This window comes from Actinotignum sp. usb-actsch-213 (assembly GCF_059085665.1).
In genome coordinates, this window is record NZ_JBHNSQ010000075.1 from 77,126 (window position 1) to 102,271 (window position 25,146).

Consider the following 25,146-nt stretch of genomic DNA (forward strand, 5'->3'; position numbering starts at 1 on the left):
GTTCGGCGGCGGCGCACTGATGCAGGAGCCGGGCCGGCTAGACTGAACGGCAGCGGTCAAGGTAAGGAGAGAGCGTGCGCGTTTACCTGCTCATGATGGTGCTCAGCTGCGCCATCACCTACTTCCTCGTCCCCGCGATTCTGCGCCTGGCGCTACGCGTGGGTGCCATGACACAGGTGCGCGAACGCGATATCCACACCGTGCCTATCCCGCGGCTGGGCGGAGTGGCCATGTTCCTGGGCTTTTCAGCTTCTTTCGCTATTGCCTCTCAGATCCCCTACCTGCATCGGGTGCTCGGGCCCGCCTCGCAAGCCTGGGCGATCTGGCTGGGCGCCGGGCTCATGTGTCTGGTGGGTGCCATCGACGATATCTGGGAACTGGATTGGATGACGAAACTGGCCGGCGAGGTGCTGGCTGCCGGGGTCATGGCCTGGCAGGGCGTCCAATTCGTCACGCTGCCCTTTATGGGCCTGACCGTGGGCTCCACTCGCCTTTCGATTTTCTTTACCATCCTCATGGTGGTGATCACGGTGAATGCCGTGAACTTCATGGACGGTCTGGACGGGCTGGCCGCCGGGATCGTGGGCATTGCATCCCTGGCTTTCTTTATTTATTCCTATATTCTTACTCGCAATGCCACCCCGGGGGATTACACGTCGGTGGCCTGCGCGGCCGCGGCGGCCACGGTGGGGATGTGCGCGGGTATCCTGCCGCATAATTTCCATCCGGCCCGTATCTTTATGGGTGATTCGGGAGCGCTCATGCTCGGCATGGTGCTGGCCGCCTCCGCAATCCAGGTCACCGGGCAGATCGACCCGCAATCGACCTCCCTCGGTTACGCGCTCCCGGCATATCTGCCGCTGCTGCTGGCCCTCGCCGTGGTGGTGCTGCCGCTCTCTGATTTCATCTGGGCCGTCACCCGGCGCCTGGCCCGCGGGCAGTCTCCTTTCCACGCCGACGCCGGTCACCTTCACCACCGCCTGCTGCGCCTGGGGCATTCGCATACCGGCACCGTGCTCATCCTCTATTTGTGGACGGCCATTTTTTCATTCACCTGCATTTTGCTTATTGTGTTACCCGCCCGGCACGTCGCCCTGATTGGAGCGGCCGGGGTGGTGCTCGGTTGCGTGGTCACCTTCGGGATGTTCGGGCGACGGCGCAGCTCGGCAGCGCGCGGGGAGCGCATTCCGGAGGAGAATGCCGGAGATGCGCCCATTTCCGAAGTGGAGCCGGTGCGGGAAGCGGAGGAGGCATCATGAGAGCCCAATCCGGGTGGCGAGCTGCCCCGAGCGGAGGCGCCGGGCGATTGCTGCACCGTGCCCAGCTGAGCGCAACACTCGGTTGCGTCGTCGTCGGAATAATCGGGGTGGCGGGGTGCCTGCTTGCCGGCCAGGGCGAGCATGCCTGTGCCATGGGCTGGGCCACCCTCATTGCGCTGATACTCCAGGCGGTCACCTGGGCTAGTGCGCGCTACCTGCCCGGCGGGGCCGGGTGGGCCCTGGGCGGCTACGCGGTCAAACTCGCGGTGGTCTTCGGGGGACTCGGGGCAGTGCGAGCCCTCACGAGCGCGCCGGTGGGAACCGCGGCGCTGGCACTTGCCGGGCTCATTATCTGCGCGCTCGCAATGCAATCTTGGGTGGTGCTGCGCGCTGATCTGCGCGCGGACACACCGTGAGCCTGGCTCTGTGTAGGACTGCGCCGCGCGTACTCTTCGGGACCAGGGCGCTAAGTCCTAGTCGTGCAGAGGCGGCAAGAGTAACGTAGACCACTGTTCACGGCGGCGAAGTTCAAGGCCGTGCGGTGATGACAATTGTGATTTCCACGCTAAGATAAGTTAGCAGTGCCGTTCAGGCGGGGTTCCCGCCGCGGAAAGATTCGATGGAGAGGGTGAGCGCATGGCAGTCGGTTCGTTCGCGAATCTGAGCATGCTCGGCCTGCCGATGGAGAACGACGGGTTCCACGCCCCGGGAGTTGAGGAATTCTTCCCCGCCCCCATCTTCTTCGCCGGCACGCCATTTGAGATGAATCGCGTGATGGTGATTCGTCTTCTTGCGGCTTTAGTTCTTCTGGTTTTCTGCGTTATCTACGCCAAGCGCGCCAAGCTCATTCCGGGCCGCGCGCAGGCCGCGATGGAATCCTTGCTGGACTTCTCGCGGGTGCAGATCGGTGAAGAAATTCTTGAAGGGCAGGCACGGAAGTACCAGCCCCTGCTCGCTACCATTTTCCTCGGTACTCTCTTTATGAACCTGACCGGCGTTATCCCGGGCTTGCAGCTCGCGGGTACGTCGGTTATTGGTATGCCGCTCATTTACGCCGTGGTGGCGTACGTGGCTTTCATTATTGCGGGTATGAAAGAACGCGGGGCGGGTACCTTCTTCAAGGAACAGCTCTTCCCGCCCGGGGTGCCCTGGCCGATTTACATCATCATGACGCCCATTGAGTTGCTCTCCACCTTCATCATTCGGCCCGTCACACTGACGGTTCGTCTGTTGGCCAATATGCTTTCCGGGCACATGTTGCTCGTGCTTTGCTTCCTGGGTACTCACGCGCTCTACTTCTCCATGGGCGGGGGTCTCGGCATTGGCCTGGGTACGGTTACCCTGGTGGCCGGTATCCTCTTCACCGTTTTTGAACTTTTCGTGGCGTGCCTGCAGGCGTATATCTTCGCTCTGCTCACCGCCGCGTATATCCAACTTTCTATTTCCGCCCACTAAAAACAACAAGAAAAGGACAATCCCATGACTGGATCTGCAGCAGTTCTCGCGACCATCGGTTACGGTCTCGCGGCCATCGGCCCCGGCATCGGCGTCGGCCTCATCGGTGCGAAGAACCAGGAAGCTACCGCACGCCAGCCCGAGATCCGCGGCTACCTGCGTGTCAATATGTTCCTGTCCATCGCCTTTACCGAAGCACTCGGCCTGATCGGCTTCGCCGCGGGCTTCGTGTTCGGAGCTTAAGCAATGTATCTCGCTGAAGAACACAGTGTTATTATTCCGGCCATCCCGGATCTGCTGTGGGGCACGGTATCTTTTCTCATCGTCGCCATCGCGGTGTATAAATTCGCCTGGCCTACGTTGACGAAGATGCTCGATGAGCGGCGGGAGAAAATCGAAGAAGGTTTGCTCGCTGCCGAGCGTGCCCGCGAGGAAGTGGCTCAGGAACGTGCCACTATCCAGTCCGAAAAGGATGCCGCGGTGCGCGAAGCCGCGGATATCCGCGCCCAGGCACAGTCCAATGCCTCCGATATTATCGAGCGTGCGCGCCGGGAAGCCGGTGAAGAAGCGCGGCGCATTTCCGCCGCGGCCCAGGTTCAGATTAAGGCTGATACCGACGCCGCCGCGCGGATTCTCCGCGCGGATCTGGGTACCATGGCTTCGCAGCTGGCCGGTCGTATCGTGGGTGAGCAGATTCGCCTCGATCCGAGTGTAAATCAGGGCGTTGTCGATTCGTTCCTCGATAATCTCGAGGAACAGGCGCGAACGGGGGCGTAATGCGGTCCACGAGTAAGCAATCCGCCGCCGCGGTCACCGCCGAGTGGGACGCGCTGCTTCAGGAACATCCCGGCCGGGAAATTGACTTGGCGCGCGAACTTTTCGCCGCTGCAGACGCCATCAATGCCTCTCCCTCCCTGCGTGGAACCCTCGCGGATACCACCCGGGCTGGGGCGGCACGGGAAAGCCTGGCAGGTACCATTTTCGCCGCCCACGTGAGCGCACCGGTTCTTACGGTGCTGCGCGCGGTAGCGGGGCGGACGTGGACGGAGGACGCTGATCTCGTCACGACCGTGGATACCCTCGGCGCACACGCCGTGCTGGTGCGGGCGCGTGGCGCCGGGGTGCTCTCCGGCGTCGAAGATGAGCTCTACCAGCTTATGCGTACCCTTAAAGAAACTCCCGCTCTACGCATCGCGCTCTCCCGCGAGGAATACTCCGCGGAGGAACGCGCCGCGCTCTTTGATCGCGTGGTTCCGAATATTCGGGAGGAAACTCGGGTGCTCGCGCACCGCGCCCTCGCGCGAGTACGGGAGATGACCCTGGCCGCATCACTCATGGAGTACGCGGCCCAGGCAGCTGAGTTGGGTGATGTATCCGGAGTATCGGTGCTGGTAGCCCAGCCGCTCACTCCGAGCCAAGAGGAACGTCTCCAGCGCGCCCTGACCGCGATGTACGGAACTGAAGTTTCCATCCACGTCTCGGTAGATCCGACTGTGGTGGGCGGCATGCGTATCCAGCACGGTTCGGATGTTATTGACGCGACGCTGCAGTCCAGAATTAAAGATGTACGCGATAAAGTCGCGGCCATGCCGGCGGCACCGGCGAGCAACAGGTAAGGAAAAAGAATGGCTGATCTGACAATCCAGCCCGAAGAGATTCGGGCAGCGCTCGATAACTTCGTGCGTAGCTACACGCCGGAGCAGTCCGAGAGTGAGCAAGTTGGTCACGTCACCATGACGGCGGACGGCATCGCCCGCGTGGCCGGCCTGCCCGGTGCGATGGCCAATGAACTTCTCGTTTTCGAGGATGGCACCCGCGGACTGGCGATGAACTTGGAAGAGCGGGAAATCGGCGTTGTGGTTCTCGGCGACTTCTCCAATATTGAAGAAGGTCAGGAAGTGCGCCGCAGCGGTGAGGTGCTCTCCGTCCCGGTGGGCGACGGATACCTCGGCCGCACGGTGGATCCGCTCGGCAAGCCGATTGACGGCCTGGGCGAAATTGAGAATCTCAGTGGCCGGCGTGCCCTGGAGCTGCAGGCTCCCGGCGTAATGATGCGTAAGTCGGTGCACGAACCGCTAGAAACCGGTATCAAGGCGATTGACTCAATGACCCCGATCGGGCGCGGGCAGCGCCAGCTCATTATTGGGGATCGCCAGACAGGTAAAACCGCCCTCGCGATTGATACTATCCTTAACCAGCGTAAGAACTGGGAAACCGGGGATCCTTCCAAGCAGGTGCGCTGCATTTACGTGGCCATCGGCCAGAAGGGTTCCACCATCGCTTCGGTGCGCGGCACCCTGGCCCGCTACGGCGCGCTGGAGTACACCACCATCGTGGCTTCCCCGGCATCTGATCCGGCGGGCTTCAAGTACCTGGCTCCCTACACCGGTTCGGCTATCGGCCAGCACTGGATGTACGAAGGTAAGCACGTGCTCATCGTCTTTGACGATCTGTCCAAGCAAGCCGAAGCCTACCGCGCTGTGTCCCTGTTGCTGCGCCGCCCGCCGGGGCGTGAAGCCTACCCGGGCGACGTTTTCTACCTGCATTCGCGCCTGCTGGAACGCTGCGCCAAGCTCTCCGATGAGCTGGGCGGGGGGTCCATGACCGGCCTTCCGATTGTGGAAACCAAGGCGAACGACGTGTCGGCCTATATTCCGACCAACGTTATTTCCATTACCGACGGTCAGATCTTCTTGCAATCCGACCTCTTCAACTCCAATCAGCGCCCCGCTGTGGACGTGGGTATTTCGGTGTCCCGCGTGGGTGGCGACGCGCAGATCAAGGCGATGAAGAAGGTTGCCGGTACCCTGAAGATTACCTTGGCGCAGTACCGTTCCCAGGCGGCCTTCGCGATGTTTGCTTCCGATCTTGATCCGGCTACCCGCCAGCAGCTCACCCGCGGTGAGCGCCTCATGGAACTGCTTAAGCAGCCGCAGTACACCCCGTACCCCATTGAGGAACAGGTGGTCTCGGTGTGGGCTGGCTCGAAGGGATATCTCGATGATGTCCCGGTGGAGAAGGTGCACGATTGGGAAGCCCGCATGCTCGACTACGTGCGTCACAACTCCTCGGTGCTGGAAACCATTGCCTCGACCGGTGAGATGGATAAGGATCTCGAAGCCGAACTGGAAGCCACGGTAAGTGCCTTCACGGAGTCCTACCGCACTGCCGAAAACCTGCCCGCGGGTGGGGAAGAGGATGTCCCGGCCGAGCAGGCCCGTGAAACTCTCGCGCGGCCAACGAAGGGTTAATCGATGGCCGGCGAACAGAGGATTTACAAGAGCAAAATTCGTGCGACGAGCACCCTGCAAAAGGTGTTCCGCGCGATGGAGCTCATTGCGGCCTCGCGTATCGGCTCGGCGCGCCGGGAAGCGCAGGAACTGGACCCTTACGCGCGGGCGGTAACCCGCGCGCTCGGGCTGGTGGGGCGCCACGATTTTGACGCCCAGCACCCGCTGATGCGCGAGCGTACCGATACCAATCGGGTAGCGGTGCTCGTGGTGACCTCCGATCGCGGCATGGCGGGAGCTTATTCCGCCAACGTGTTGCGCGAAGCGGAACGCACCGTGGAGAATCTGCGCGCCGAAGGTAAGGATCCGGTGCTCTACGTGACCGGGCGGCGCGGCCTGCAGTACTTCAAGTTCCGCGGGGTGAATATCGCCGGGGAGTGGAGTGGCACCTCGGATAAGCCCGATCCGGAGCAATCCGATGAAATCGCGCGCACCCTCCTCGAGGCTTTCACCGCTCCGCCGGAAGAAGGCGGCGTCGCCGAAGTTCACGTGGTCTACACCCGTTTCGAATCGATGGTGAGCCAGGTGGTGCAGGTGCGCCATATGCTTCCGCTAGCCATTGTTGACTACGGGGAAGGTGATTTGGAGGATACCGGATCGGAATTCTCGGGCGGCGGCACGGAAGAAACCGAACCGCTCTACGATTTCGAACCCTCGGCACACGACGTTTTCGAAGCGCTTGTGCCCATGTATGTTCGCAAACGTATCTCCTCGATTCTTCTCATGGCGGCGGCCTCCGAACTCGCCTCGCGTCAGCAGGCGATGCACGCGGCTACCGATAACGCTGCTGAACTTATTGAGAAGTACACCCGGCTCGCCAATAACGCGCGCCAGGCTGAGATCACCACCGAGATCACTGAAATCGTCTCCGGTGCCGATGCCCTAAGTAACGGATAACGCGCTTCGTAACGGATAAGGAACACACTATGACTGCACAACTAGAGGAGCAGACCGCGGACCTGGCCACAACCGGCCGGATTACGCAGGTCATTGGCGCCGTCGTCGACGTCGAATTTCCGTCCGACGCGCTTCCCGATATCAATAACGCACTGAAAACCACGGCTACCCTCCCCGCCGGTGACGGAAGCGTCATCGAGCAGGAGATGGTCTTGGAAGTGGCCCAGCACCTGGGTGATAACGTGGTGCGCACCATCGCGATGAAGCCGACGGACGGTCTGGTGCGCGGCGCCGTCGTGATCGATACCGGTGCCCCCATCACCGTTCCGGTGGGAGACGTGACCCGCGGGCACGTCTTCAACGTCGTGGGCGAACCGCTCAACGTCTCTCCCGATGAGATCGAGGTGAAGGAACGCTGGTCGATTCACCGTCAGGCTCCCGCTTTCGACGAACTCGAGCCGGAAACCCAGATGTTCCAGACCGGCCTCAAGGTTATCGACCTGCTCACCCCGTACGTGCAGGGTGGCAAGATCGGCCTTTTCGGCGGCGCGGGCGTGGGTAAAACGGTCCTCATCCAGGAAATGATCCAGCGCGTGGCCCTCGACCACGATGGTGTTTCCGTATTCGCCGGGGTGGGCGAACGTACCCGCGAAGGTAACGACCTCATCCACGAAATGGACGAAGCCGGGGTTCTTGATAAGACGGCCCTCGTTTTCGGACAGATGGACGAGCCGCCGGGGGTGCGCCTGCGTATCGCGCTGTCCGGTTTGACCATGGCGGAGTACTTCCGCGACGTCGCCAACCAGGACGTGCTGCTCTTCATCGATAACATCTTCCGCTTCACCCAGGCAGGTTCGGAAGTATCCACCCTGCTCGGGCGCATGCCTTCCGCGGTGGGCTACCAGCCCACCCTGGCCGATGAAATGGGTGCGCTCCAGGAACGTATTACCTCCACGCGCGGGCATTCCATTACCTCGCTGCAGGCCATTTACGTTCCCGCGGACGATTACACCGACCCGGCGCCGGCAACCACCTTCGCCCACTTGGATGCAACAACCGAGCTCTCGCGTGATATCGCCTCCATGGGTATTTACCCGGCGGTGGATCCCCTCGCCTCGACTTCGCGTATTCTGGACCCGCAGATCGTGGGCCAGCAGCACTACGAAGTCGCGACCCGCGTCAAGGCAATCCTCCAGAAGAACCGCGAACTTCAGGACATCATCTCCATCCTCGGTGTGGATGAACTCTCCGAAGAAGACCGCCTGACCGTCGCCCGCGCGCGCCGGATCCAGCAGTTCCTCTCGCAGAATATGTACACCGCGGTGAAGTTCACCGGCGTGGAAGGCTCCACCGTTCCGGTTGCGGAAACCGTTGAAGCGTTCCGCCGTATTTGCGACGGCGAGTACGATCATGTCCCCGAGCAGGCCTTCTTCAATATTGGCGGCATCGAGGATCTGGAACGCAAGTACCACGAACTGCGGAGCGAATAATGCTGGACGTTGAGATCGTTTCCCAGCGGGAGTTGGCGTGGCGCGGGAATGCCGAATCGGTGACCGCGCCCGGCACCGAAGGCTCGGTGGGTATCCTCACGGACCATACCCCGCTCGTTGCTCTCCTCACGGAAGGCAACGTCGAGGTGCGCGGCTGCGCGGACGGGCGCGATCGCAGCTTCACAATGTCCGGCTCCGGCTTCCTCACGGTGACCGCGAACCAGGTTATTGTGGTGGCCGATTCGGTCAGCGAGCAGTCGGTCAACGGGCAGTAGGCGGAGAGCGCGAATGAGCTGGCAAAGCGTAGCACTGATCGTCGTGCTGGTTCTCCTCGCGCTCCTCATCTACTTCCTGGCGCGGGTGCGGTACCTCTTCAACCAGTGGGGGTCCTCCCAGGCGGCAGTACGCCGGCAGCACCGCTGGCATACCGGAGTGGTGTTTTTCCGCACCGATGCGCTGGAATGGTTCCGGGTGGTCTCCTTATCGTGGCGCCCGGCGCTGCGCCTCGACCGGCGTTCCCTGAGCATCAACCTGGTTAAAATGCGTGACGATATCGCCACCGCTCGCGTGGGGGATGCTCATACAGAAATTGATATGGCCATGAGCCGCCAAGCGCATACCGCGCTGGTGGCGTGGGCGGATTCGGCCCCGCCCCGGGGAGATTGGGTGTTGTTCTAGATGCGCGTTGTTTTTGCTACCTGTTCGGTGGATTATTCCGGACGTCTCGACGCGCATCTCGAACCAGCCACCCGGCTCCTCATGGTCAAGGCGGACGGCTCGGTGCTGGTTCATGCAGATACCGGTTCCTACAAGCCCCTCAACTGGATGATGGGCCCGACCCTCTTCACCGAAGAAGAACCTAGTGCCGCCGAACGCGAGGCGGGTGTGCGCACCATCTGGAACGTGGAGCACAAGAAAACCGATGACCGGCTGGTTATTCGGATCTATGAGATCTTTTCCGATTACGAGCAAGACCTCGGGGAGGATCCCGGCCTTATCAAAGATGGTGTGGAAGCGCATCTGCAAAAATTGCTCGCCGAACAAGTGGAGCGCATCGCCCCGCAGGCCACGTTGGTGCGCCGGGAATACCCCACCGCTATCGGCCCGGTGGATCTTATGGTGCGCGACGGCGAGGGGGGATATATCGCCGTCGAAATTAAACGCCGCGGCGAAATCGACGGGGTTGAGCAGCTCACCCGCTACCTCGATTTGCTGCGCCGCGACCCCCTTCTCACCCCGCTGCGCGGTATTTTCGCAGCCCAAGAAATTAAGCCCCAGGCTCGTGTGCTGGCCGAAGACCGTGGTATTGACTGTATGATCTTGAACTATGACGATATGCGTGGCATAGACCACCCGGAGGATCGACTGTTTTAGGACGGGATAATGGGGTTCTTATACGGCCGGGCAGCGTTGCCCGGCGGCGTGCGCGAATGCGATATCGCGTGGGACGAAGGAGTTTTCACGCGGGTAACGCCTACTGAAACGCGAACACACACAACTACTAAGAACGACGACGCAGCTCCCGGCCAACAGGCCGCCGCGGCCGCGGGTGCTGATTCCGGCGGGGAGCTGCCCGAGGGTTGGCTTATCCTGCCCGGGCTGGTGGATGAACATTGCCACGGCGGGGGAGGAGCATCCTTCCCGGACGCGCAGGATAGCGCGGAGGTGGCGCAGGCAGCCGGGGAGCACCTGGCCCACGGCACCACCTCCATAGCCGCGGCCCTGACCACCCTGAGCGTGGAGCGTATGGAAGCCGGGGCGCGTCTGCTGGCCGACGCGGTCGAGGATGGGACCCTGGCGGCGATTCTTATCGAGGGGCCTTTCCTCTCCAGCGAGCGGGCCGGGGCCCAAAACCCCGCCTATTTGGAAACCCCGAGCGTGGAGATCGCCAACAGGCTCCTCGATGCGGCCCGCGGGCACGCCTGGGGGATGACGCTTGCCCCCGAGTTATCGGGGGCAAGCGAGGTGGTGGACCTCCTGCTCGAGCGCGGTGTGGTACCCACTTGGGGGCATACCCACGCGGAGGCAGGCCCGGCACGTGAGCTCCAGGAGCGGGCGGTGGCGGGCGGGGCAACCCCGGTGGCCAGCCACCTGTTTAATGCCATGCGCGAATTGCGTCACCGCGCGCCCGGCCCGGTGGCCGAGTATTTAGCTGCCGCGCGCCGCGGCAGCTGCGTCGTCGAACTTATTGGAGACGGCGTGCATATTAGCTCCGAGCTGGTGCGCAATGTGGTTGAAATCGTCGGCCCGGAAAATATTGCACTTATTACCGACGCCATGGCGGCCGCAGGCATGGCGGATGGCACCTATGAATTGGGTGGGCTGCGTGTGCACGTGACCGACGGGCAGGCGCGGCTGCGCGGGGGTAATCTCGCGGGCGGCACCTCGCATCTCCTTGATATTGTGCGCACCGTGGTCGGCGCGGGTGTTGAGTTGAACGACGCCGTCACCATGGCGAGCGCCACTCCGGCCCGTGTGATGGGCTTGGATGACCGCGGGGTGCTCGAAGTGGGCAAACGCGCGGATCTGCTGGTGGTGGATGAGGAACTGCGCCCGCGGCGGGTCTACCGGGCCGGGAAGCTGGTCGCGCAGGACGGCAAGCTGGTGGCGTAGCGGGCGCGCGCATGCTGTAGTGCAGTGTGTGCATGCATGGTCCGGCGAGTGCATGGATATAGCCGGGCGGCTGCGGCGTCGCACGGCGCGCTAGTGGACTCAGCGCGCCAAGCGGCTACCATGGAAGAATGCGCCGGTCGAAAAAGTACTCCCGTCCCGTTCGCCCGCTGAATATCAGCGCGGCGATGGGTGGGCTGCGCTATGAGAACGGCCGGGATGGCGCCACCTACAAAGTGCGGCGCATCGCCAGTGCCGCGAAGGACTATGTGTGCCCGGGCTGCGGCGGGATTATCCGGATTGGCGAACCTAATATCGTGGCCTGGACGGAGGACACCATTTGGGGTGCCCAGTACGGGGTGGATTCGCGCCGCCACTGGCATCCGGGCTGCTGGCAGCACCGCGGCCGCGCCTAAACAGTAGATATCGCTGCCTATGAGCATGCCAAGCGTACTGATAATGGCAGGCGCGTGCCCCTGGAAGATTTCAAGGCGGGTCTCGCGGAAGAGGGCTGAAGAAGCCCGGTGAGGATCGCCAGGGCCGCGGTACCCGGGTTAGGTTCCGGGAACGGCGTTACAATCGAGTTATGAAACTTGCCACACATATTCACGAAGGTGCGGGTATTCCGCTTGTTCTGCTCCACGCTATGCCGATGACGTCCCGGATGTGGGAGGGCGTGCGCGCTGAACTTTCGGATCTGCACACGATTGCTATTGACGCCCCCGGTTTCGGAGACTCGCCTTCCGGTCCTGAGGTCGACGACGCCGCGGGCGCCACCACGCCACATATCAATTCCTACCTGACCGCCCTCGAAGAAACTCTGGCGGAATACGACTCCATCGTCCTCGCCGGAATTTCCATGGGCGCTACCGTCACCGCTGCTTACGCCCTGCGCAATACCCGGCAGATCGCCGGGCTCGCCCTGCTGGACGGCTCGATCTTGGGGCCGGAGCCTTCGCCCTCTCCGCGAGAAAAAGCCATTGAGAAGCTCGCCTCGGGCCAGAGCTGGGATGTGCTGGCAGGCTGGGTGAATACCATGCTGAGCTCGGATGCCAGTCCGGAGCTTAAGGACAAGGTTGCCGCCTATTTCAAGACGGTAGATGCCGGGGCTTTCTCCTGGTTGCAGCAGATGATGCTGACCCGCCCGGATACTCGCGGGGTTATGGAGCTTGATGTTCCCATTCTGCTGCTGCGCGGGGTGGATGATCCGAATGCCAAGCATGAAGAATTTGCTCAGCTGCATGAGGCACGTCCGGATCAACCGTTCGTGGAACTTGAAGGTGCCGGCCACTTCTCCGCGGTGGAAAAGCCGCACGAGGTCGCTACCGCACTGCGCGAGCTCTACCAGGCAGCTACTCGTTAGCCGCTCAGCGCTTGGGCTAACTGCGCCTGAGGGCGTGGCCGGGGGACACGAGAAGTGCTCCGGCCACGCCCTCAAACTATGTTGGTAGATGCTATACGGCACGGCTGCGACCCGCGGGAGTTGTGTTCTAGCGCTGAGCGGCCGCCGTCGTGAGATTCGGGAATCACACGGCTCTCAAGAATCGCATGAGTCTTAGCGGGGCCACGAGGTGTTTTCAGAGCTGTAGTGCATATGTCGTACGTGCGAAGTACACCTCGAAAAAACACCTCTGCCCCAGCTCGTGAGAAGACGCTACCGGTTGTCGGTGGAATCTCCGTGTTCTTCTCTGGCAGTATTGGATTCTGCCGCTGCGGGAGACTGATCCCCTGCCTGATCTCCTGCCTGTTCTCCGGCCTGTGCCTCGCCCGCGGAAGGTGCGTCCGTTCCGGAATGTTCGCCACCCGCGGTACGTTCCTCGGCGCTGCCCACGATTTCATCCAGGGCCAGCGGGATATTCGAGGTAGCCAGCATGGTGCGCATATCCTCCAGGTAGGAGGTGAGGGTGCGCCGCTGTTCTTCCAGGCCCGCCACGTGGGCATCGGCCTGGCGCTGCGATTCTTCCGCGGCTTCACGCGCTTCGCGGCGCATCCGCTCGGCGTCTTCCCGGGCCGCGCTCACCAGTTCACGGGCCTCGGTCTGGGCTGCGCTCAGTGCCGCACTTGCCTCAGCTTCCGAAGATGAAGTCAGGGCATTAGCCCGCTTCGTGGCTTCCGCCAGGCGGCGTTCCGCACTGGCGGCCCGAGTCTCGGCGTCGTCGACAAACTTCGCCATGGCGGTACGCGATTCTTCATCGGAACGCGCGCGGGCCGCGGCCGAATCCGCCCGCAATTGCGCAACTTCACGTTCAGCCTCCGCGCGGATCTTCGCGACCTCTGCCTCTGCTTCGCTCCGCAAACGTGCCACTTCAGTTTCAGCCTCGGTGCGCAATTGCGTGACCTCTTCTTCGGCTCGGGTACGCGCCTGCGCCAATTCCTGGGCGAGAGTCGCGCGCCGCTCCTCTTCCTCGTGGGTGAGCCGGGTGGCCTGCTCGGCCTCATCGTGACGCATTTTCGCCTCCAAACGCTCAGCTTCGCGCTGGGCCGACGTCACCAGCTCCTCGGCTGTGCGCCGCGAGGTCGTTGTCAATTCGGTGGCTTCCGCCTCGGCACGCTGGCGCACCTGAGCGGCCTCGGTACGCGAGGTATCCAAAGTTTCCTGCGCTTCTTTTTCCGCGGCGGAGGTGAGATTTTCCGCCTGCGAGCGCGCCCGGGAGAGCAGTAGCTCCGCATCGGCATTCGCCCGGCTCATGACGTCCATCGCTTGCTGTTCCGCCCCGCGCAACAGTCGCTCCACTCGGGTGCCCAAGCCCGAATAGGACGGGCGTTCATCCTCGCGCAAACGGCTGTGTAATTCGGTGAGTTCACCGGACATACGCAAAACCTGGGCATCCAAACCCGCTACTCGCGACCGAGCTTCGGCGAGCGCATCCGCCAGCTGGTGAATGCGTTCATCGACCTGAGCTTTGTCGTAACCCTTGCGTACTGTTGGAAACAGTTCTAAATCCGCCATAACACCCTCTCCGCGCGCTGCTGGATAGAAATTGCTGCCCTAAGCCTACCGGTCAGCGCACCCGGTGGGGGTAGTGCTTGGCATGTGGTGAACGCTGTGGAGCTCACCACCATCGGCCGGAACGGAGTTTTATAACGGTTAGATAACGGTTAGGCTTTTCTCTAAGCCTAAAAGCGCGGCCTTGCGCCGAAAAATTCCGCCACCGAGCAGGTCACGCGGTAGTTTTAACGTAGGAATTGTCGTCGATGGTCTTTCGCCGGTGCGGTTGTACCGGGCCGCAAGCCGGAGTGAGAAGGGGAATGATGAAGAAGAACGGAGGAGTCGGTCTCGCGCTCGCGGGCTTGGCGATCCTGGTGGTGGGCATTTTGCTCGGCACCGTGTGGAAGCCTGCCTCCAGCGTCTCCGCCACCGTGGCGCCGAGCGGGAAAGGCGTGCTCGTCACGGCCCCCGGCGTTCTGGATATGGGCGGGACCGATGTGGACGTAGCCGTCTCCGGCCCCGCGCAGGACACCATTTCTGTAGGCGCCGGCTTTTCCGGTGACGTGCTCGCGTACGCGGAGGGCGCACCCGGCGCCACCATTACCGGTATGAACGACGACGCCGCACTGACGCTGACCACCTCCCAGGGGGAAGCGGACCCGGGCAAGATCCTCGCCTCGGATATGTGGTTCTCCAAGGAAGAAGCTAAGGGGAAGGTGGAATTCACCTATACCGTGACCTCCCCGGGCGCGGAATCCCTCATTATGCAGACGTCCTCCGGAGCGCTTCCGCAGGTGGAACTCACCTGGGCGCTACCGGGTGGGCGGAATTGGTCTCTTCCCGTGAGTCTCCTCGGGCTTGTTGTGGGGCTTATCGGGGTGGCATTGCTGATGACCGCCACCAAGGACCAGCGCACCTTCGCGGCGAAGGTGCGGGCTGGGCAGGATGAGCGTGTGTCGCGCGCGAAGCGGGCCGCGGATGAAACGACCATTATGCCGGCGGTGCCCGCGGGAGTTGGCGGTGCCGCCAGCGTGGATGCCGCGGCTCGGGCCGCTGCGGATTCTGCTGCCGGTGACCGGGTTGCGGCAACCGGGGGAGCGCTGGGCGCGGGCATCCTCATGGAAAGCCCACGTGCCCAGGAACTGCGCGAACGCCCCCTCGATCCGGCTGACCGTATCGAGCTGATCGCTCCGGAGGAAGGAGCTCCGGAGGAAGGAAAGCCGGAAGAAGGTACGGAAGTCGCGGCAGAACAAGACACCGCAGAAGAATCGGTTCCGGAAGAAACGCCCGTGGAAGAACCCGAGGCTGAAGAGCCAGCAACCGAGGAAGCGGAAATTGAAGAACCGGCGGCCACGCTCCCCGGCCCGGATGAGGAACCCGGCTACCGCGGCTCGCGCGCTGAATGGCAGGCCGCGGCGGATTCCGGCATCCTTCCCGCCATCCAGATGAAGGACGGTGTGCCCGTCAAGCCCGCGGAGCTCAGCGATGCAGACCGCTCGGACAACTCCGACGCCACCGGCAGCGATAGCGATACCGCCGCGGAATCCGATCCGCAAAGCTGGTGGACGATCTGGGGGCAAAACCGGCCCCGCGCGGGTGCCGGCGCGCCCAGCTCCGCGCAGACCGCGCAGCCCGGCGAACCCGAACAGCCCACACAGAACGACGACGAGGAAGGAACGACCCATGCGTAAGGCCCTGGCCGCCCTCGCGGCACTGGCATTACTGGGCGGATGCTCGGCAAGCGCCGTCGTCCTGGAACCCACCCCGGCTCCGGCAAGCCCGCGTGCCGCGCTTTCCGATAAACACTTCACCGAGCGGGTAGCCCCCGCGATTTTCGAGCAGCTAACCAAAGCCGATGCCGCGGCCAGCCCCGAAGAATTTAGCGGGCGCGGTTCGGGCCCCTTCAGCGTGGAACGCAGCGCCCACTACGCGCTCAAACGCATTCTGGCCGATAGCTACGACATGCCCGCGCTCTCCACCACCATTGATTCGGTGGCAATTTCCGGGGCGGAAGGTTTCCCGCGCAGCGCACTAGCGGTGGTGAAATGGCCGGCGAATACCACCTCCCAGGGACTCAATGTCTTTACCCAGGGTGCGGCCCGGGAAAATTGGGCGCTGTGGGCCGCCATGGATATTCTGCCCGGCAGCGTCATCCCGGAAATTCCCGCCGGCCAGGCCGGTGCGCAGCGCGTGGCCGCGGATAACGGCGAAGGCGCGGTGGCTTCTCCCCAGGCCGCCCATGATGGCTACCTCGGTACTCTCAACGCCAAGGGAAGCGCTCTTAGCTATGGCTCGGATGCCGATCCGGGTGCCCCGGACGCGGTGCGCACCCAGCTCTCCCAGACCTATGACTCTCTGGCCGGCGCGGTGCAGGGCGTGGGCGCGGTTAGCCAGGCCTTCGGCCCGGCCCAAACCACCCCGGAGAGTTTCCGCGCCAGTGACGGCGGCATCCTCACCGTTTTCCAGGTCAATCAGGCCCTCGAAATTCGCCACACCGCCCAGGGCGGCTCCATTAAGGTCACGGACGCAAAAATTGCCGGGCTGGCCACCGGTCAGGCCAATACTGAGGTCACGGTTCAGGGAACCATGCGCCTCAACTATTCCTTCACCGTGGCCCTGAAAATCCCGGCGGCAGGCGCCGGTAACACAACGATCACCACGGTAGCGGCATCGAAACCGGTGCTTACCTCGGTGCAGAACGGAGGTTAATATGGCAGATATATCCATGCGCGGCCCGGTCGATTTAGCGGCCCTGGCAGCGGCGAAGAAGCAGGAAAACGCGGCCCCCGTGCCCGGTGCTTACCTGACCACCCTCACCGCGGCCGGCCTCAACGCCGAAGTGCAGCTCTCCGCGCAGGTTCCGGTTATCGTGCTTTTTGTGGCCGACGGCGAGGCCGGCGAGCTGGGCACCACCCTGGAAGGCGAAGCACGCCGGCGCGATGGCCAGATCCGTATCGCGGTGGTCAACGCCAGCACCGAAGCGGAACTCGTCCAGGCTTTCGGGGTGCGGACCATCCCCATGGGTATCGCGCTTGTCGGCGGTCAACCCGTCCCGCTTTTCCAGGGGGCACCCACCACGGCGCAGCTCACCGAACTCGTCAACCAACTTCTGGCTGCGGCCAACCGTGCCGGCGTGGCCGGCCGGGTGAGCGGGAAAGCCGATGAAGCGGGCGAAGCACCCGTCAATCCCCATCACCTGGCGGCTCTTGAAGCCCTGGACCGGGGAGACCTTGACGCTGCGGAAGCCGAATTTGAGGCACTCGCGGCAGCGGAACCCGATAGCGAGGTAGCCCAGGTGGGCCGGGCCCAGGTGCGCTTGCTGCGCTCCACCCGCGGGCAGGATCCGCAGGCCGTTATGGCTGCAGCGGATGCGGGTGGGCCGGGTGATGCGGCGGCGCAGATCGCCGCCGCCGATATCGAGGTAGCTGCCGGTCGCCCTGATCTGGGATTCGCCCGGCTTATCACCGCTATTAAGGTCACCAGTGGGGATGCGCGTGAAGAATTACGTACCCACCTCCTGGAGCTTTTCACCGCGGTGGGGGCGGATACCGAAGTTGTGCGCAAAGCCCGCCGCGACCTTGCCTCCGCGCTCTTCTAAAGCGGGCGCGGGCTAGCTCGCCGCAAGTTTACTGGTAGCGCTCAACGTGAGGCGCCCGATCCCTGATGGTTCGGGCGCCTCACACGTGACGGGTTATTCCACCGGAACCAGCCACACGGTGGTATCCGCCGGGATCATCTCTCCTTCACCCAAGGAACTGGCCGCCGGATCCGAGGCCAGCAGGACCCGCCAACCTGAGGGAAGCGGAGCGGCGTCGTCGAAGACCGTGAGCATAAGAACCGGTGGACGCTGCGCATGCGCAGCCCGGTTGCTGTTCGCGGCGCGATTGACATAGGCGAGCACGCCGGCGCCGTACTCATCGCACACATCCTCGAGGGAACCCACCCCGAGCTCCAGCTCATCGCGCAGGCGCAGCAGGGTGCGGAAGAAGTGGAGCGGTGAGTGCGGATCAGCCTCCTGCACATCCACCGTATAGCGCGCCCAATCTTCGCCCTGCGGGAGCCAGGTGGCACCGTCCGGGGAGAAACCGAAACCGGGGCGATCCGATTCCCAGGGGAGCGGAACCCGGCAGCCATCCCGCCCCAGTTCCGCACCCTGTGTACGGGCGAAAGTGGGATCTTCGCGCACATCGTCCGGGAGCGACGTATGCTCGGGCAGATTACGTTCCTCGCCCTGGTAAATGTAGTAGACTCCCGGCAGTCCGGCGGTGAGCTGATGCCACGCCAGGGCGCGGCGGGCCCCCAGCTCACGGTCCGGCTGCGGATCATGAGCCCCGATGCCGTTGGCTCCGCGGGAAGTGTCCCGGTAGCCCAGGCGCGAGCACACGCGCACGCCGTCGTGGTTTGAGAGCACCCAGGTGGTGGGCGCGCCCACCCGATCCGATTGGCGCAGGGACTGCACAATAATGTCGCGGAGTGCCTCGCGCTCGAAAGGCGCGGCCAAATAAATGAAGTTGAAAGCCTGGTTCATTTCATCTGGGCGGATATAGCGAGCCAGGCGCTCCTCGGTATCCGCCCAGGCCTCCGCCACCAGAATACGTTCGGGAGAGTACTCATCCAGCACTGCACGCCACTCGCGGTAAATCTCATGGACCTCATCGCGGTCAAAGAACGGCGCCGGTTCGGGTTTCTCCGTCACCCCGGCCATTTCCACCGCTCCGGACCAATCGGGAAGTGCCGGATCTTTCATGAGCCCGTGGGCCACATCCACCCGGAAGCCGTCCGCCCCCCGATCCAGCCAGAAACGCAACGTCTCTAAGAATTCTGTCCGTACCGCGGGGTTGCACCAGTTGAGATCAGGCTGCGAGCGATCAAAAAGGTGCAGGTAGTAGAGGTCCTCCTCCGCAGCCGGGGTACCGGCAACGAAAGGCAGATCGCGGACCCGTGACCAGGCCGGCCCGCCGAAAACGGAACGCCAATTGGTGGGAGGCTCGCTACCCCCGTTCTTCCCCGCGCGGAACCAGAACAGCTCGCGTTCGGGGGAGCCGGGGCCGGCTGCCACCGCGCGCCGGAAAAGCTCGTGATCCCACGAAGTATGGTTGGGGACGATATCAACGATGATTCTCAGGCCGGCTTCGTGCGCGGCCTCGATGAGGTGTTCGGCGTCCGCGAGGGTCCCGAAACGCGGATCGACATCGCGGTAATCGGACACATCGTATCCGGCGTCGAATTGCGGGGAGCGGTAGAACGGCGAAAGCCACACCGCGTCAATTCCCAGATCAGCTAGGTAATTCAGCCGGCCCTCGATGCCGCGCAGATCCCCGAGCGGCCCGCCCGAGGAAGCAAAAGAACGCGGGTAAATCTGGTAAATAACCGCGTCACGCCACCAGTTTTCACGCTCGGAAGCAGGGTGGAGGAGCATGGGCTGTCCTTTCAGTTAGGGGGAGGATCAGTTAGGGGAGGAGGGAGTGGCCGAAGTGGGGGAGGGCGCGGCTGTACCGCCGGTTTCCCCTCCGGGTGCCGCAAGGGGCGCGGCCGCGGTGGTGGAACGCACCAGTAATTCAGCCGGGAAGGTCATGGATGCCCCTGCTTTGGTGCGCTGGGTTGGCGTCAGATCCTCCATGGCTGCCCGCAGCGTAGCGCAGGCGGCGTGCGCGATAGCTGCCACCGGCTGACGCAAGGTTGTGAGCGCCGGGCGCATGAACCGAATAAGTGGAGAATCATCAAATCCAACAATCGATACATCCGCGGGCACGCGCACCCCGCGCCTCTCCAGGGCATCCAGCGCGCCGAGCGCCATAATATCTGAGCCGAACACCATGGCGGTGCACCCGCGCGCGAGGAGAGCTTCGGCCGCCCGCGCACCACCGTGGGCGGTGAAGAAAGTTTCTGCAACAATCACATCGGCCCCGGGTAGAACCTGGGCGATAGCCTCGCTAAAACCGGTTTCTTTGCGCTGGCCGGGGATATAGCGGCGCTGCCCGATGCCCAGGCCGATCCGAGTATGCCCGAGCCCGGCTAGCAGCCGCACGGCCTGGTGCATGGATTCGGCGTCGTCGGTAGAGAAATCAGGTGCCGGAACCCGCGGATTCGCCCCGTTGATCGTGACGAAGGGAAGGCGTTCGGCCAGGTGCACGTACCGTTCTGGGGAGGCCTTGGAATCCGCGTGCATACCCGAGACGAAGACCAGCCCGCACACGTCGCGGGCCGTGAGCGATGCCACCGCTTCATCTTCGGTGAGGGCTCCGGGGGCCTGGGTCGCCAGGGTGGTGGTGTACCCGGCAGCGTTAAATTCCCGTTCGAGCTCCTGGTAGAACACCGGGAAAATTGGGTTGGTCAGTTCGGGAAGAAGCAGCCCCACGGTGCCACTCGCCTCGCTCAGACGCGGCGGGCGCTCATAGCCGAGCATATCGAGAGCTGCCAGCACCGCGGTGCGGGTTTCCTCGCTAACATTGCCCTTCTGGTTAATCACGCGCGACACTGTCGCCACGGACACTCCCGCGTGGGTGGCAACATCTTGCATGCGAATTTTACTCATGGGTACCGAGACGTCCTTGTGCTGGTCGGCGCGGTGTGCGCCGTCGTGAAACATCGTACTGAGGCTTTTCTGAAAACTCCAGCGCGGGAGTGGAGCTGCGGCGCGTGAAGAGTGGGAACGTGTTCGCAGCCCGCGTGTTTGCGCGCCGTTACGCAAAGAACGACGACGCAGCTACCCACCGGCCACCACCCCTACTCTGAACGTGTTTCTGAAAACAAAACAACGCTAAAAGGCCGTAATGCTGCGGAAAAGTCCGCAGGAGTCTCCGGGTGGAATGTAACAGCGTAAAAATGACTGCAAAAAGGGGTGAAAATTACCGAATGATGCGCTAGTCTCAGAGATAACGGGGAGCGTGATGGTGCGATCCCGCGTAGCGAAGAATCAACGCAAGGAGTAAAAATGCGACGGAGCATAAGCGCGATGGCCGCGGTATCGGCGCTGGCCTTTGTTTTAGGCGCCTGCGGTGGCAATGGCGGTGCGTCGGATAAGAGCGAAGCACCTGCCGGAGCCAGCTCGGCAGCACCGGCGGCCGGCGGCGGGGCCACCATTACGGTGTGGACGGATTCTAACCGCCAGCCGGCCCTGGCAAGCGCCGCGAAGAAATTCGAATCGGAAACCGGCAACCACGTGGAACTCGTGGTCAAGGAATTCGGGGATGTCCGCGCGGAGTTCCTCACCCAGGTCTCTAACGGCCAGGGCCCGGATATCACCGTGGGTGCCAATGACTGGCTCGGTGAGTTCGTGGCGAACGGCGTCGTCGCCCCTATCGAATTGGGCGATAAGGCGAAGGACTTCAATGACGTGGCCACCACGGCCTTTTCCACCGGCGGGAACCTGTACGGCCTGCCCTACGCGCTGGAGAACCTCGCGCTTATCCGCAATACCGCGCTGGTGGATTCCACCCCGGCCACTTTCGATGAGATGATCGCCAAGGGTAAGGAAGCCGGCGTCAAGTACCCCTTCCTCATCCAGACCACCGATAAGGGCGATCCTTACACCTACTATCCTTTCCAGCAGTCTTTCGGGGCGCCCGTTTTTGAGACGAATGCGGACGGTTCCACCTCTAAGAACCTCGGCATGGGCGGGGCGAACGGCGAAGCGTTTGCCACCTGGCTGAGCGAGCAGGGCAAGGCCGGCGTTTTCGAAACTGCGATGACCTACGATATTGCGGTCGATGCCTTCAAGAAGGGCGAATCGCCCTATATCCTGGGCGGCCCGTGGATGATTGAGGACTTCCGCAGCGCTGGCCTCAAGGTCGCGGTGGAGCCGATTCCGGCGCCCGGTCCCAAGGCGGCCACCCCGCTGGTGGGCGTGCAGGGCTTCTATGTTTCCGCGCAGTCCAAGAACCAGATTGTGGCCAACCAGTTCCTCGTTGATTACATGGCCACCCCGGAGGTACAGCTGGATATTTACAAGACCGGCAACCGCCTCCCGGCGCTGACCGCCGCGGCTCAGGAAGCCCAGAAGGACGAGGTCACCGCAGGTTTCGCCAAGGCGGCCGAAGGTGCCCAGCCGATGCCCACCATCCCGGAAATGGGTGCGGTGTGGGTGCCCTGGGGCGTCACCGAAGCTCAGGTCATTGACGGCGCCGAACCGGTAGCCGCATGGCAGAGCCTCATCCAGAATCTGCAGGCAGAACTAGCCAAGTAAGCTGCGAACGCGAGGGTGGCTCGGAGGTGTCCGGGTCACCCTCGCGTCAGCGAAGAGGTAAGTCATGAGTACGGAAACGGAGAACCGGGCCGGGCGTGCGGCGTCGTCACGCTTCAGCGGCTGCGCGGAAAAGAAGGTCCCGACGGCGGAAACCTCGCACGCGCGCACCTGGTCGGTGGGTTTTGTTATCAAGCTGGTCCTCATGGCGCTGGTCAACGCGCTGGGGATCTACATTATCGCGGCGGCTTTTAACGAAGGGTCGTGGATCCTGGTAGCCGTCTTCACGGTACTGCTGGTCATTGTGGATTACGTGTATTTCTCGCGGAAACACCTGGCACCCAAGTACCTCACGCCGGGGCTGGTATTCCTCGCGATTTTCCAGGTGTTCGTTATCCTCTACACCGGATATATCGCGTTTACCAACTACGGCGACCGCCATATGCTCACCAAAGAGCGCGCCACCGAAGCACTGCTGCTCACCTCCACCCAGAGGGTCGAAGGCAGCGCGCAGTACCCCCTCGCGGTCGTGGATGCGGGCGGGGAACTTGGCTTCGCTATTGTGAACGACGACGGTGCAGTGCTCGTGGGCACCGAGGATGCACCCTTCGTACCCGCAAAAAATGCCCAGGTCAGTGGCAAACGGATCACCGAGGTGCCCGGATATGAGATCCTCACGCCCGCCCAGATCGGGGCGCGGCAAGCGGAGATCACCGCGTTGCGTGTCCCCATGAGCGAGGACCCGGGCGATGGATTTATTGGAACTCAAACAGCCACAACCGGTTTTGTTTTCCAATCAACCCTCAAGCACGACGCCGCGGCCGATACCCTCACCGATATCACCACCGGCAAGGTCTATCACGCGGATTCCAGCGATGGCTTCTACCGTGCTGACGACGGTGAAACTCTCAGCACCGGCTGGCGGGTGACCGTGGGATTCAAGAATTTCGCCGATGCCTTCGGAGATGCCCGCTACGCCAGCCCCTTCCTCAAGGTGCTGGTGTGGACTTTCGCTTTTGCCTTCCTCTCGGTGGCGACCACCTTCCTGCTGGGTATGTTCTTCGCGCTGGTCATGAATGATGAGCGGATGCGCGGGCGCAAAATCTACCGCACGATAATGCTGCTGCCTTATGCCTTCCCCTCCTTTATGACGGCTTTCCTTTTCGCCGGCATGCTCAACCCGAAGTACGGTTTCTTCAACCAGGTGCTTTTCGGGGGTGCGGAGATCGGGTGGCTCACCGATCCGTGGCTGGCCAAACTTTCGGTGATCCTGGTGAATTTGTGGATGGGCTTCCCCTACATGTTCCTCATCTGCACCGGGGCACTGCAATCTATTCCGTCCGAGCTCAACGAGGCGGCGGAGATCGACGGTGCGGGTGGGCTTAAGCGGTGGCGGTATATTACCTTGCCGCAGCTAATGATCCAGGTGACCCCGCTCCTTATTTCCTCCTTCGCCTTCAACTTCAATAACTTCAACCTTATCTACATGCTCACTCGCGGTGGCCCGCAATTCGCGGATGCCTCGGTTCCGGTGGGCTCCACGGACATCCTCATTTCGATGGTGTACCAAATTTCCGGGCTTTCGGGTGCGGCAACGAAGAATTACGGCCTGGCTTCGGCCATGTCCATCCTCATCTTCGTTATTGTCGGCACGATTTCCCTCATCAGCTTCCGGCGTTCGCGTTCAATTGAGGGGGCACAGTAATGGCAAGCGAATCTACAGTCATGGCGGTTCCCGGGGGTGCTGGCGCCTCCGGGCGCGGCGGTGCATCCGGCGGCGGTGCAAGTGTGACCTCGCGCGGCGCTGTTCCCGTGATCGAGGAAAAGATCAGCCATAAGGAGCGCCATCACAATAAGGTGAGTTTCGGACGCTGGTTTTCCCAGGTGGGCTTCCGGCACTTGGTCGGGCTTTTTGCCGTCGTTTATTCGGCCTTCCCGATTATCTACGTGCTTTCGGCGGCTCTCAATCCGAATACCAAAACGACGCTGACCTCGGCGAACTCCCTCTTCTCGGAGATCTCCACCCAGAACTTCGCCCAATTGGGCACTTCCACGATGTTTTGGCGTTGGTTCGCCAATACTCTGGAGATCGGAATTTTCTCCGCGCTCGGGGCTGTTCTCATGGGCGCGGCCGCGGCCTACGCATTTTCGCGCTTCCGCTTCCGGGGGCGTAAAGGTGGGTTGCTGGCCCTCATGGTCATCCAAATGTTCCCGCAGCTGCTGGCATTCGTGGCAATTTTCTTGCTGCTCAGCCAGCTCGGGGAGATTGTGCCGGTGCTCGGCCTGGATTCCAAGCTCTCGTTGATCTGCGTGTACCTGGGCGGGGCTTTGGGCGCCAATACCTTCCTCATGTACGGAACCTTCAACTCCATTCCTATGGAGCTGGACGAAGCGGCGAAGATCGACGGCGCTAGCCATTCGCAGATCTACTGGACTATCGTGCTCCCGCTGGTGACCCCGATCCTCGCGGTGGTGGGGCTGTTGGCCTTCATCGGAGCTTTCAACGATTTCATTCTGGCCTCCACGATCCTCTCCAAAGAAGAGAATTGGACCCTGGCCATCGGTATGAACATCTGGGTAGGCGGCAATGAGAAGCAGTGGGGCTGGTTCACAGCCGGAGCGGTGATATCTGCTCTCCCGATTCTGCTCCTCTTCCTCTTCCTGCAGCGCTACATCGTTTCGGGACTGACGGGCGGGTCGGTGAAGGGGTAGCCCGGTGCCGGTTCGGGCGGTCGGTCACCTGGTGGCGCATCGCCGGAGCTAAGCGGCTGCCCCCGAAATAGTTGCTCATAACCCGGACTTTCCGTCGGTGATATGCCGAGGAAAGTCCGGGTTATTGGTTTTTCAGCGGAGAGGGACTATGTGTTTTCCGGGGTGTACTTCGTATGTACAACATCCGCAGTACACCCCGGAAAAACACCTCTGCCTCGCCGCACCGCTGCCGTGGATCGACCAAAGTGCAAATCCTGAACCGTTGGGGTCGCGTAGTGCAAGCCCAGTGCGGAAATCGGGCCAAAATGGTGCGCAGATTTGC

At 62.5% G+C, this 25,146-nt stretch carries 24 protein-coding genes; 21 read left to right on the top strand and 3 right to left on the bottom strand.

The window, feature by feature from the left end:
- The first annotated feature begins 74 nt into the window (after positions 1-74).
- The 15 genes from AC5RK6_RS08110 to AC5RK6_RS08180 all read left to right on the top strand — a co-directional run bounded on the left by AC5RK6_RS08110 (position 75) and on the right by AC5RK6_RS08180 (position 12,364).
- The gene (locus AC5RK6_RS08110) at positions 75-1,259 is read left to right on the top strand and encodes a glycosyltransferase family 4 protein (protein ID WP_016441733.1); all 1,185 of its coding nucleotides are present in this window, start codon (positions 75-77) and stop codon (positions 1,257-1,259) included.
- Positions 1,256-1,675: a hypothetical protein gene (locus AC5RK6_RS08115; RefSeq protein WP_016441732.1), complete on the top strand. Its 420-nt coding sequence runs from the start codon at positions 1,256-1,258 to the stop codon at positions 1,673-1,675. The genes AC5RK6_RS08110 and AC5RK6_RS08115 overlap by 4 nt, the downstream gene beginning before the upstream one ends.
- A 220-nt stretch (positions 1,676-1,895) precedes the next feature.
- Complete coding sequence (gene atpB, locus AC5RK6_RS08120) at positions 1,896-2,714, top strand: F0F1 ATP synthase subunit A (RefSeq protein ID WP_016441731.1); 819 nt, start codon at positions 1,896-1,898, stop codon at positions 2,712-2,714.
- A 24-nt stretch (positions 2,715-2,738) separates the two neighbouring features.
- On the top strand, positions 2,739-2,957 hold the full coding sequence (gene atpE, locus AC5RK6_RS08125; protein ID WP_016441730.1) for an ATP synthase F0 subunit C: 219 nt from the start codon (positions 2,739-2,741) through the stop codon (positions 2,955-2,957).
- Between the two features lie 3 nt (positions 2,958-2,960).
- Positions 2,961-3,491, top strand: a complete 531-nt coding sequence (gene atpF / locus AC5RK6_RS08130) for a F0F1 ATP synthase subunit B (protein WP_016441729.1) — start codon at positions 2,961-2,963, stop codon at positions 3,489-3,491.
- Complete coding sequence (locus AC5RK6_RS08135) at positions 3,491-4,330, top strand: F0F1 ATP synthase subunit delta (protein WP_394532922.1); 840 nt, start codon at positions 3,491-3,493, stop codon at positions 4,328-4,330. The genes atpF and AC5RK6_RS08135 overlap by 1 nt, the downstream gene beginning before the upstream one ends.
- Positions 4,331-4,339: 9 nt before the next feature.
- Complete coding sequence (atpA, locus tag AC5RK6_RS08140) at positions 4,340-5,965, top strand: F0F1 ATP synthase subunit alpha (protein WP_016441727.1); 1,626 nt, start codon at positions 4,340-4,342, stop codon at positions 5,963-5,965.
- Positions 5,966-5,968: 3 nt separating this feature from the next.
- Positions 5,969-6,901, top strand: coding sequence for a F0F1 ATP synthase subunit gamma (locus AC5RK6_RS08145; RefSeq protein ID WP_016441726.1), 933 nt, complete (start codon positions 5,969-5,971; stop codon positions 6,899-6,901).
- A gap of 29 nt (positions 6,902-6,930) precedes the next feature.
- Entirely contained in the window at positions 6,931-8,391 is a 1,461-nt protein-coding gene (atpD, locus tag AC5RK6_RS08150; RefSeq protein ID WP_016441725.1) for a F0F1 ATP synthase subunit beta, read from the top strand.
- Positions 8,391-8,666, top strand: coding sequence for a F0F1 ATP synthase subunit delta/epsilon (locus AC5RK6_RS08155; protein WP_016441724.1), 276 nt, complete (start codon positions 8,391-8,393; stop codon positions 8,664-8,666). The genes atpD and AC5RK6_RS08155 overlap by 1 nt, the downstream gene beginning before the upstream one ends.
- Before the next feature lie 13 nt (positions 8,667-8,679).
- Entirely contained in the window at positions 8,680-9,069 is a 390-nt protein-coding gene (locus AC5RK6_RS08160; RefSeq protein WP_394532923.1) for a DUF2550 family protein, read from the top strand.
- Positions 9,070-9,765, top strand: a complete 696-nt coding sequence (nucS, locus tag AC5RK6_RS08165; protein WP_320757378.1) for an endonuclease NucS — start codon at positions 9,070-9,072, stop codon at positions 9,763-9,765.
- 9 nt (positions 9,766-9,774) lie between these two features.
- Positions 9,775-11,004, top strand: coding sequence for an N-acetylglucosamine-6-phosphate deacetylase (locus tag AC5RK6_RS08170; protein ID WP_394532924.1), 1,230 nt, complete (start codon positions 9,775-9,777; stop codon positions 11,002-11,004).
- 128 nt (positions 11,005-11,132) lie between these two features.
- Positions 11,133-11,417, top strand: coding sequence for an Rv1322 family protein (locus AC5RK6_RS08175; protein WP_016441720.1), 285 nt, complete (start codon positions 11,133-11,135; stop codon positions 11,415-11,417).
- Between the two features lie 170 nt (positions 11,418-11,587).
- Positions 11,588-12,364: an alpha/beta fold hydrolase gene (locus tag AC5RK6_RS08180; RefSeq protein WP_394532926.1), complete on the top strand. Its 777-nt coding sequence runs from the start codon at positions 11,588-11,590 to the stop codon at positions 12,362-12,364.
- A gap of 291 nt (positions 12,365-12,655) precedes the next feature.
- On the opposite strand, the gene AC5RK6_RS08185 is transcribed toward AC5RK6_RS08180, so the two are convergent.
- Complete coding sequence (locus AC5RK6_RS08185) at positions 12,656-13,951, bottom strand: hypothetical protein (RefSeq protein ID WP_016441717.1); 1,296 nt, start codon at positions 13,949-13,951, stop codon at positions 12,656-12,658.
- Between the two features lie 299 nt (positions 13,952-14,250).
- Between AC5RK6_RS08185 and AC5RK6_RS08190 the strand changes: the two genes are divergently transcribed.
- Genes AC5RK6_RS08190 through AC5RK6_RS08200 form a run of 3 tightly spaced genes read left to right on the top strand, consistent with a single transcriptional unit; the run spans position 14,251 to position 17,528 of the window.
- Entirely contained in the window at positions 14,251-15,621 is a 1,371-nt protein-coding gene (locus tag AC5RK6_RS08190; RefSeq protein ID WP_435730764.1) for a hypothetical protein, read from the top strand.
- Positions 15,614-16,639 (top strand): DUF8094 domain-containing protein, encoded by a 1,026-nt coding sequence (locus tag AC5RK6_RS08195; protein ID WP_320757372.1) that lies wholly within the window; start codon positions 15,614-15,616, stop codon positions 16,637-16,639. Before AC5RK6_RS08190 ends, AC5RK6_RS08195 begins: the two co-directional genes overlap by 8 nt.
- A gap of 1 nt (position 16,640) precedes the next feature.
- On the top strand, positions 16,641-17,528 hold the full coding sequence (locus AC5RK6_RS08200; RefSeq protein WP_320757371.1) for a tetratricopeptide repeat protein: 888 nt from the start codon (positions 16,641-16,643) through the stop codon (positions 17,526-17,528).
- A 93-nt stretch (positions 17,529-17,621) separates the two neighbouring features.
- Here AC5RK6_RS08200 and AC5RK6_RS08205 read toward each other — a convergent pair whose 3' ends face one another.
- Both AC5RK6_RS08205 and AC5RK6_RS08210 read right to left on the bottom strand, forming a co-directional pair.
- Positions 17,622-19,349, bottom strand: a complete 1,728-nt coding sequence (locus AC5RK6_RS08205) for a glycoside hydrolase family 13 protein (protein WP_320757370.1) — start codon at positions 19,347-19,349, stop codon at positions 17,622-17,624.
- 27 nt (positions 19,350-19,376) lie between these two features.
- The gene (locus AC5RK6_RS08210) at positions 19,377-20,465 is read right to left on the bottom strand and encodes a LacI family DNA-binding transcriptional regulator (RefSeq protein ID WP_320757369.1); all 1,089 of its coding nucleotides are present in this window, start codon (positions 20,463-20,465) and stop codon (positions 19,377-19,379) included.
- Between the two features lie 399 nt (positions 20,466-20,864).
- Here AC5RK6_RS08210 and AC5RK6_RS08215 point away from each other — a divergent pair, with 399 nt between their 5' ends.
- The 3 genes from AC5RK6_RS08215 (at position 20,865) to AC5RK6_RS08225 (ending at position 24,824) form a co-directional block, all read left to right on the top strand.
- Positions 20,865-22,115, top strand: coding sequence for a sugar ABC transporter substrate-binding protein (locus tag AC5RK6_RS08215; RefSeq protein ID WP_320757368.1), 1,251 nt, complete (start codon positions 20,865-20,867; stop codon positions 22,113-22,115).
- Between the two features lie 64 nt (positions 22,116-22,179).
- The gene (locus tag AC5RK6_RS08220) at positions 22,180-23,817 is read left to right on the top strand and encodes an ABC transporter permease subunit (protein WP_435730765.1); all 1,638 of its coding nucleotides are present in this window, start codon (positions 22,180-22,182) and stop codon (positions 23,815-23,817) included.
- Positions 23,817-24,824 (top strand): sugar ABC transporter permease, encoded by a 1,008-nt coding sequence (locus AC5RK6_RS08225; RefSeq protein ID WP_320757366.1) that lies wholly within the window; start codon positions 23,817-23,819, stop codon positions 24,822-24,824. The genes AC5RK6_RS08220 and AC5RK6_RS08225 overlap by 1 nt, the downstream gene beginning before the upstream one ends.
- The last annotated feature ends 322 nt before the right edge of the window (positions 24,825-25,146 follow it).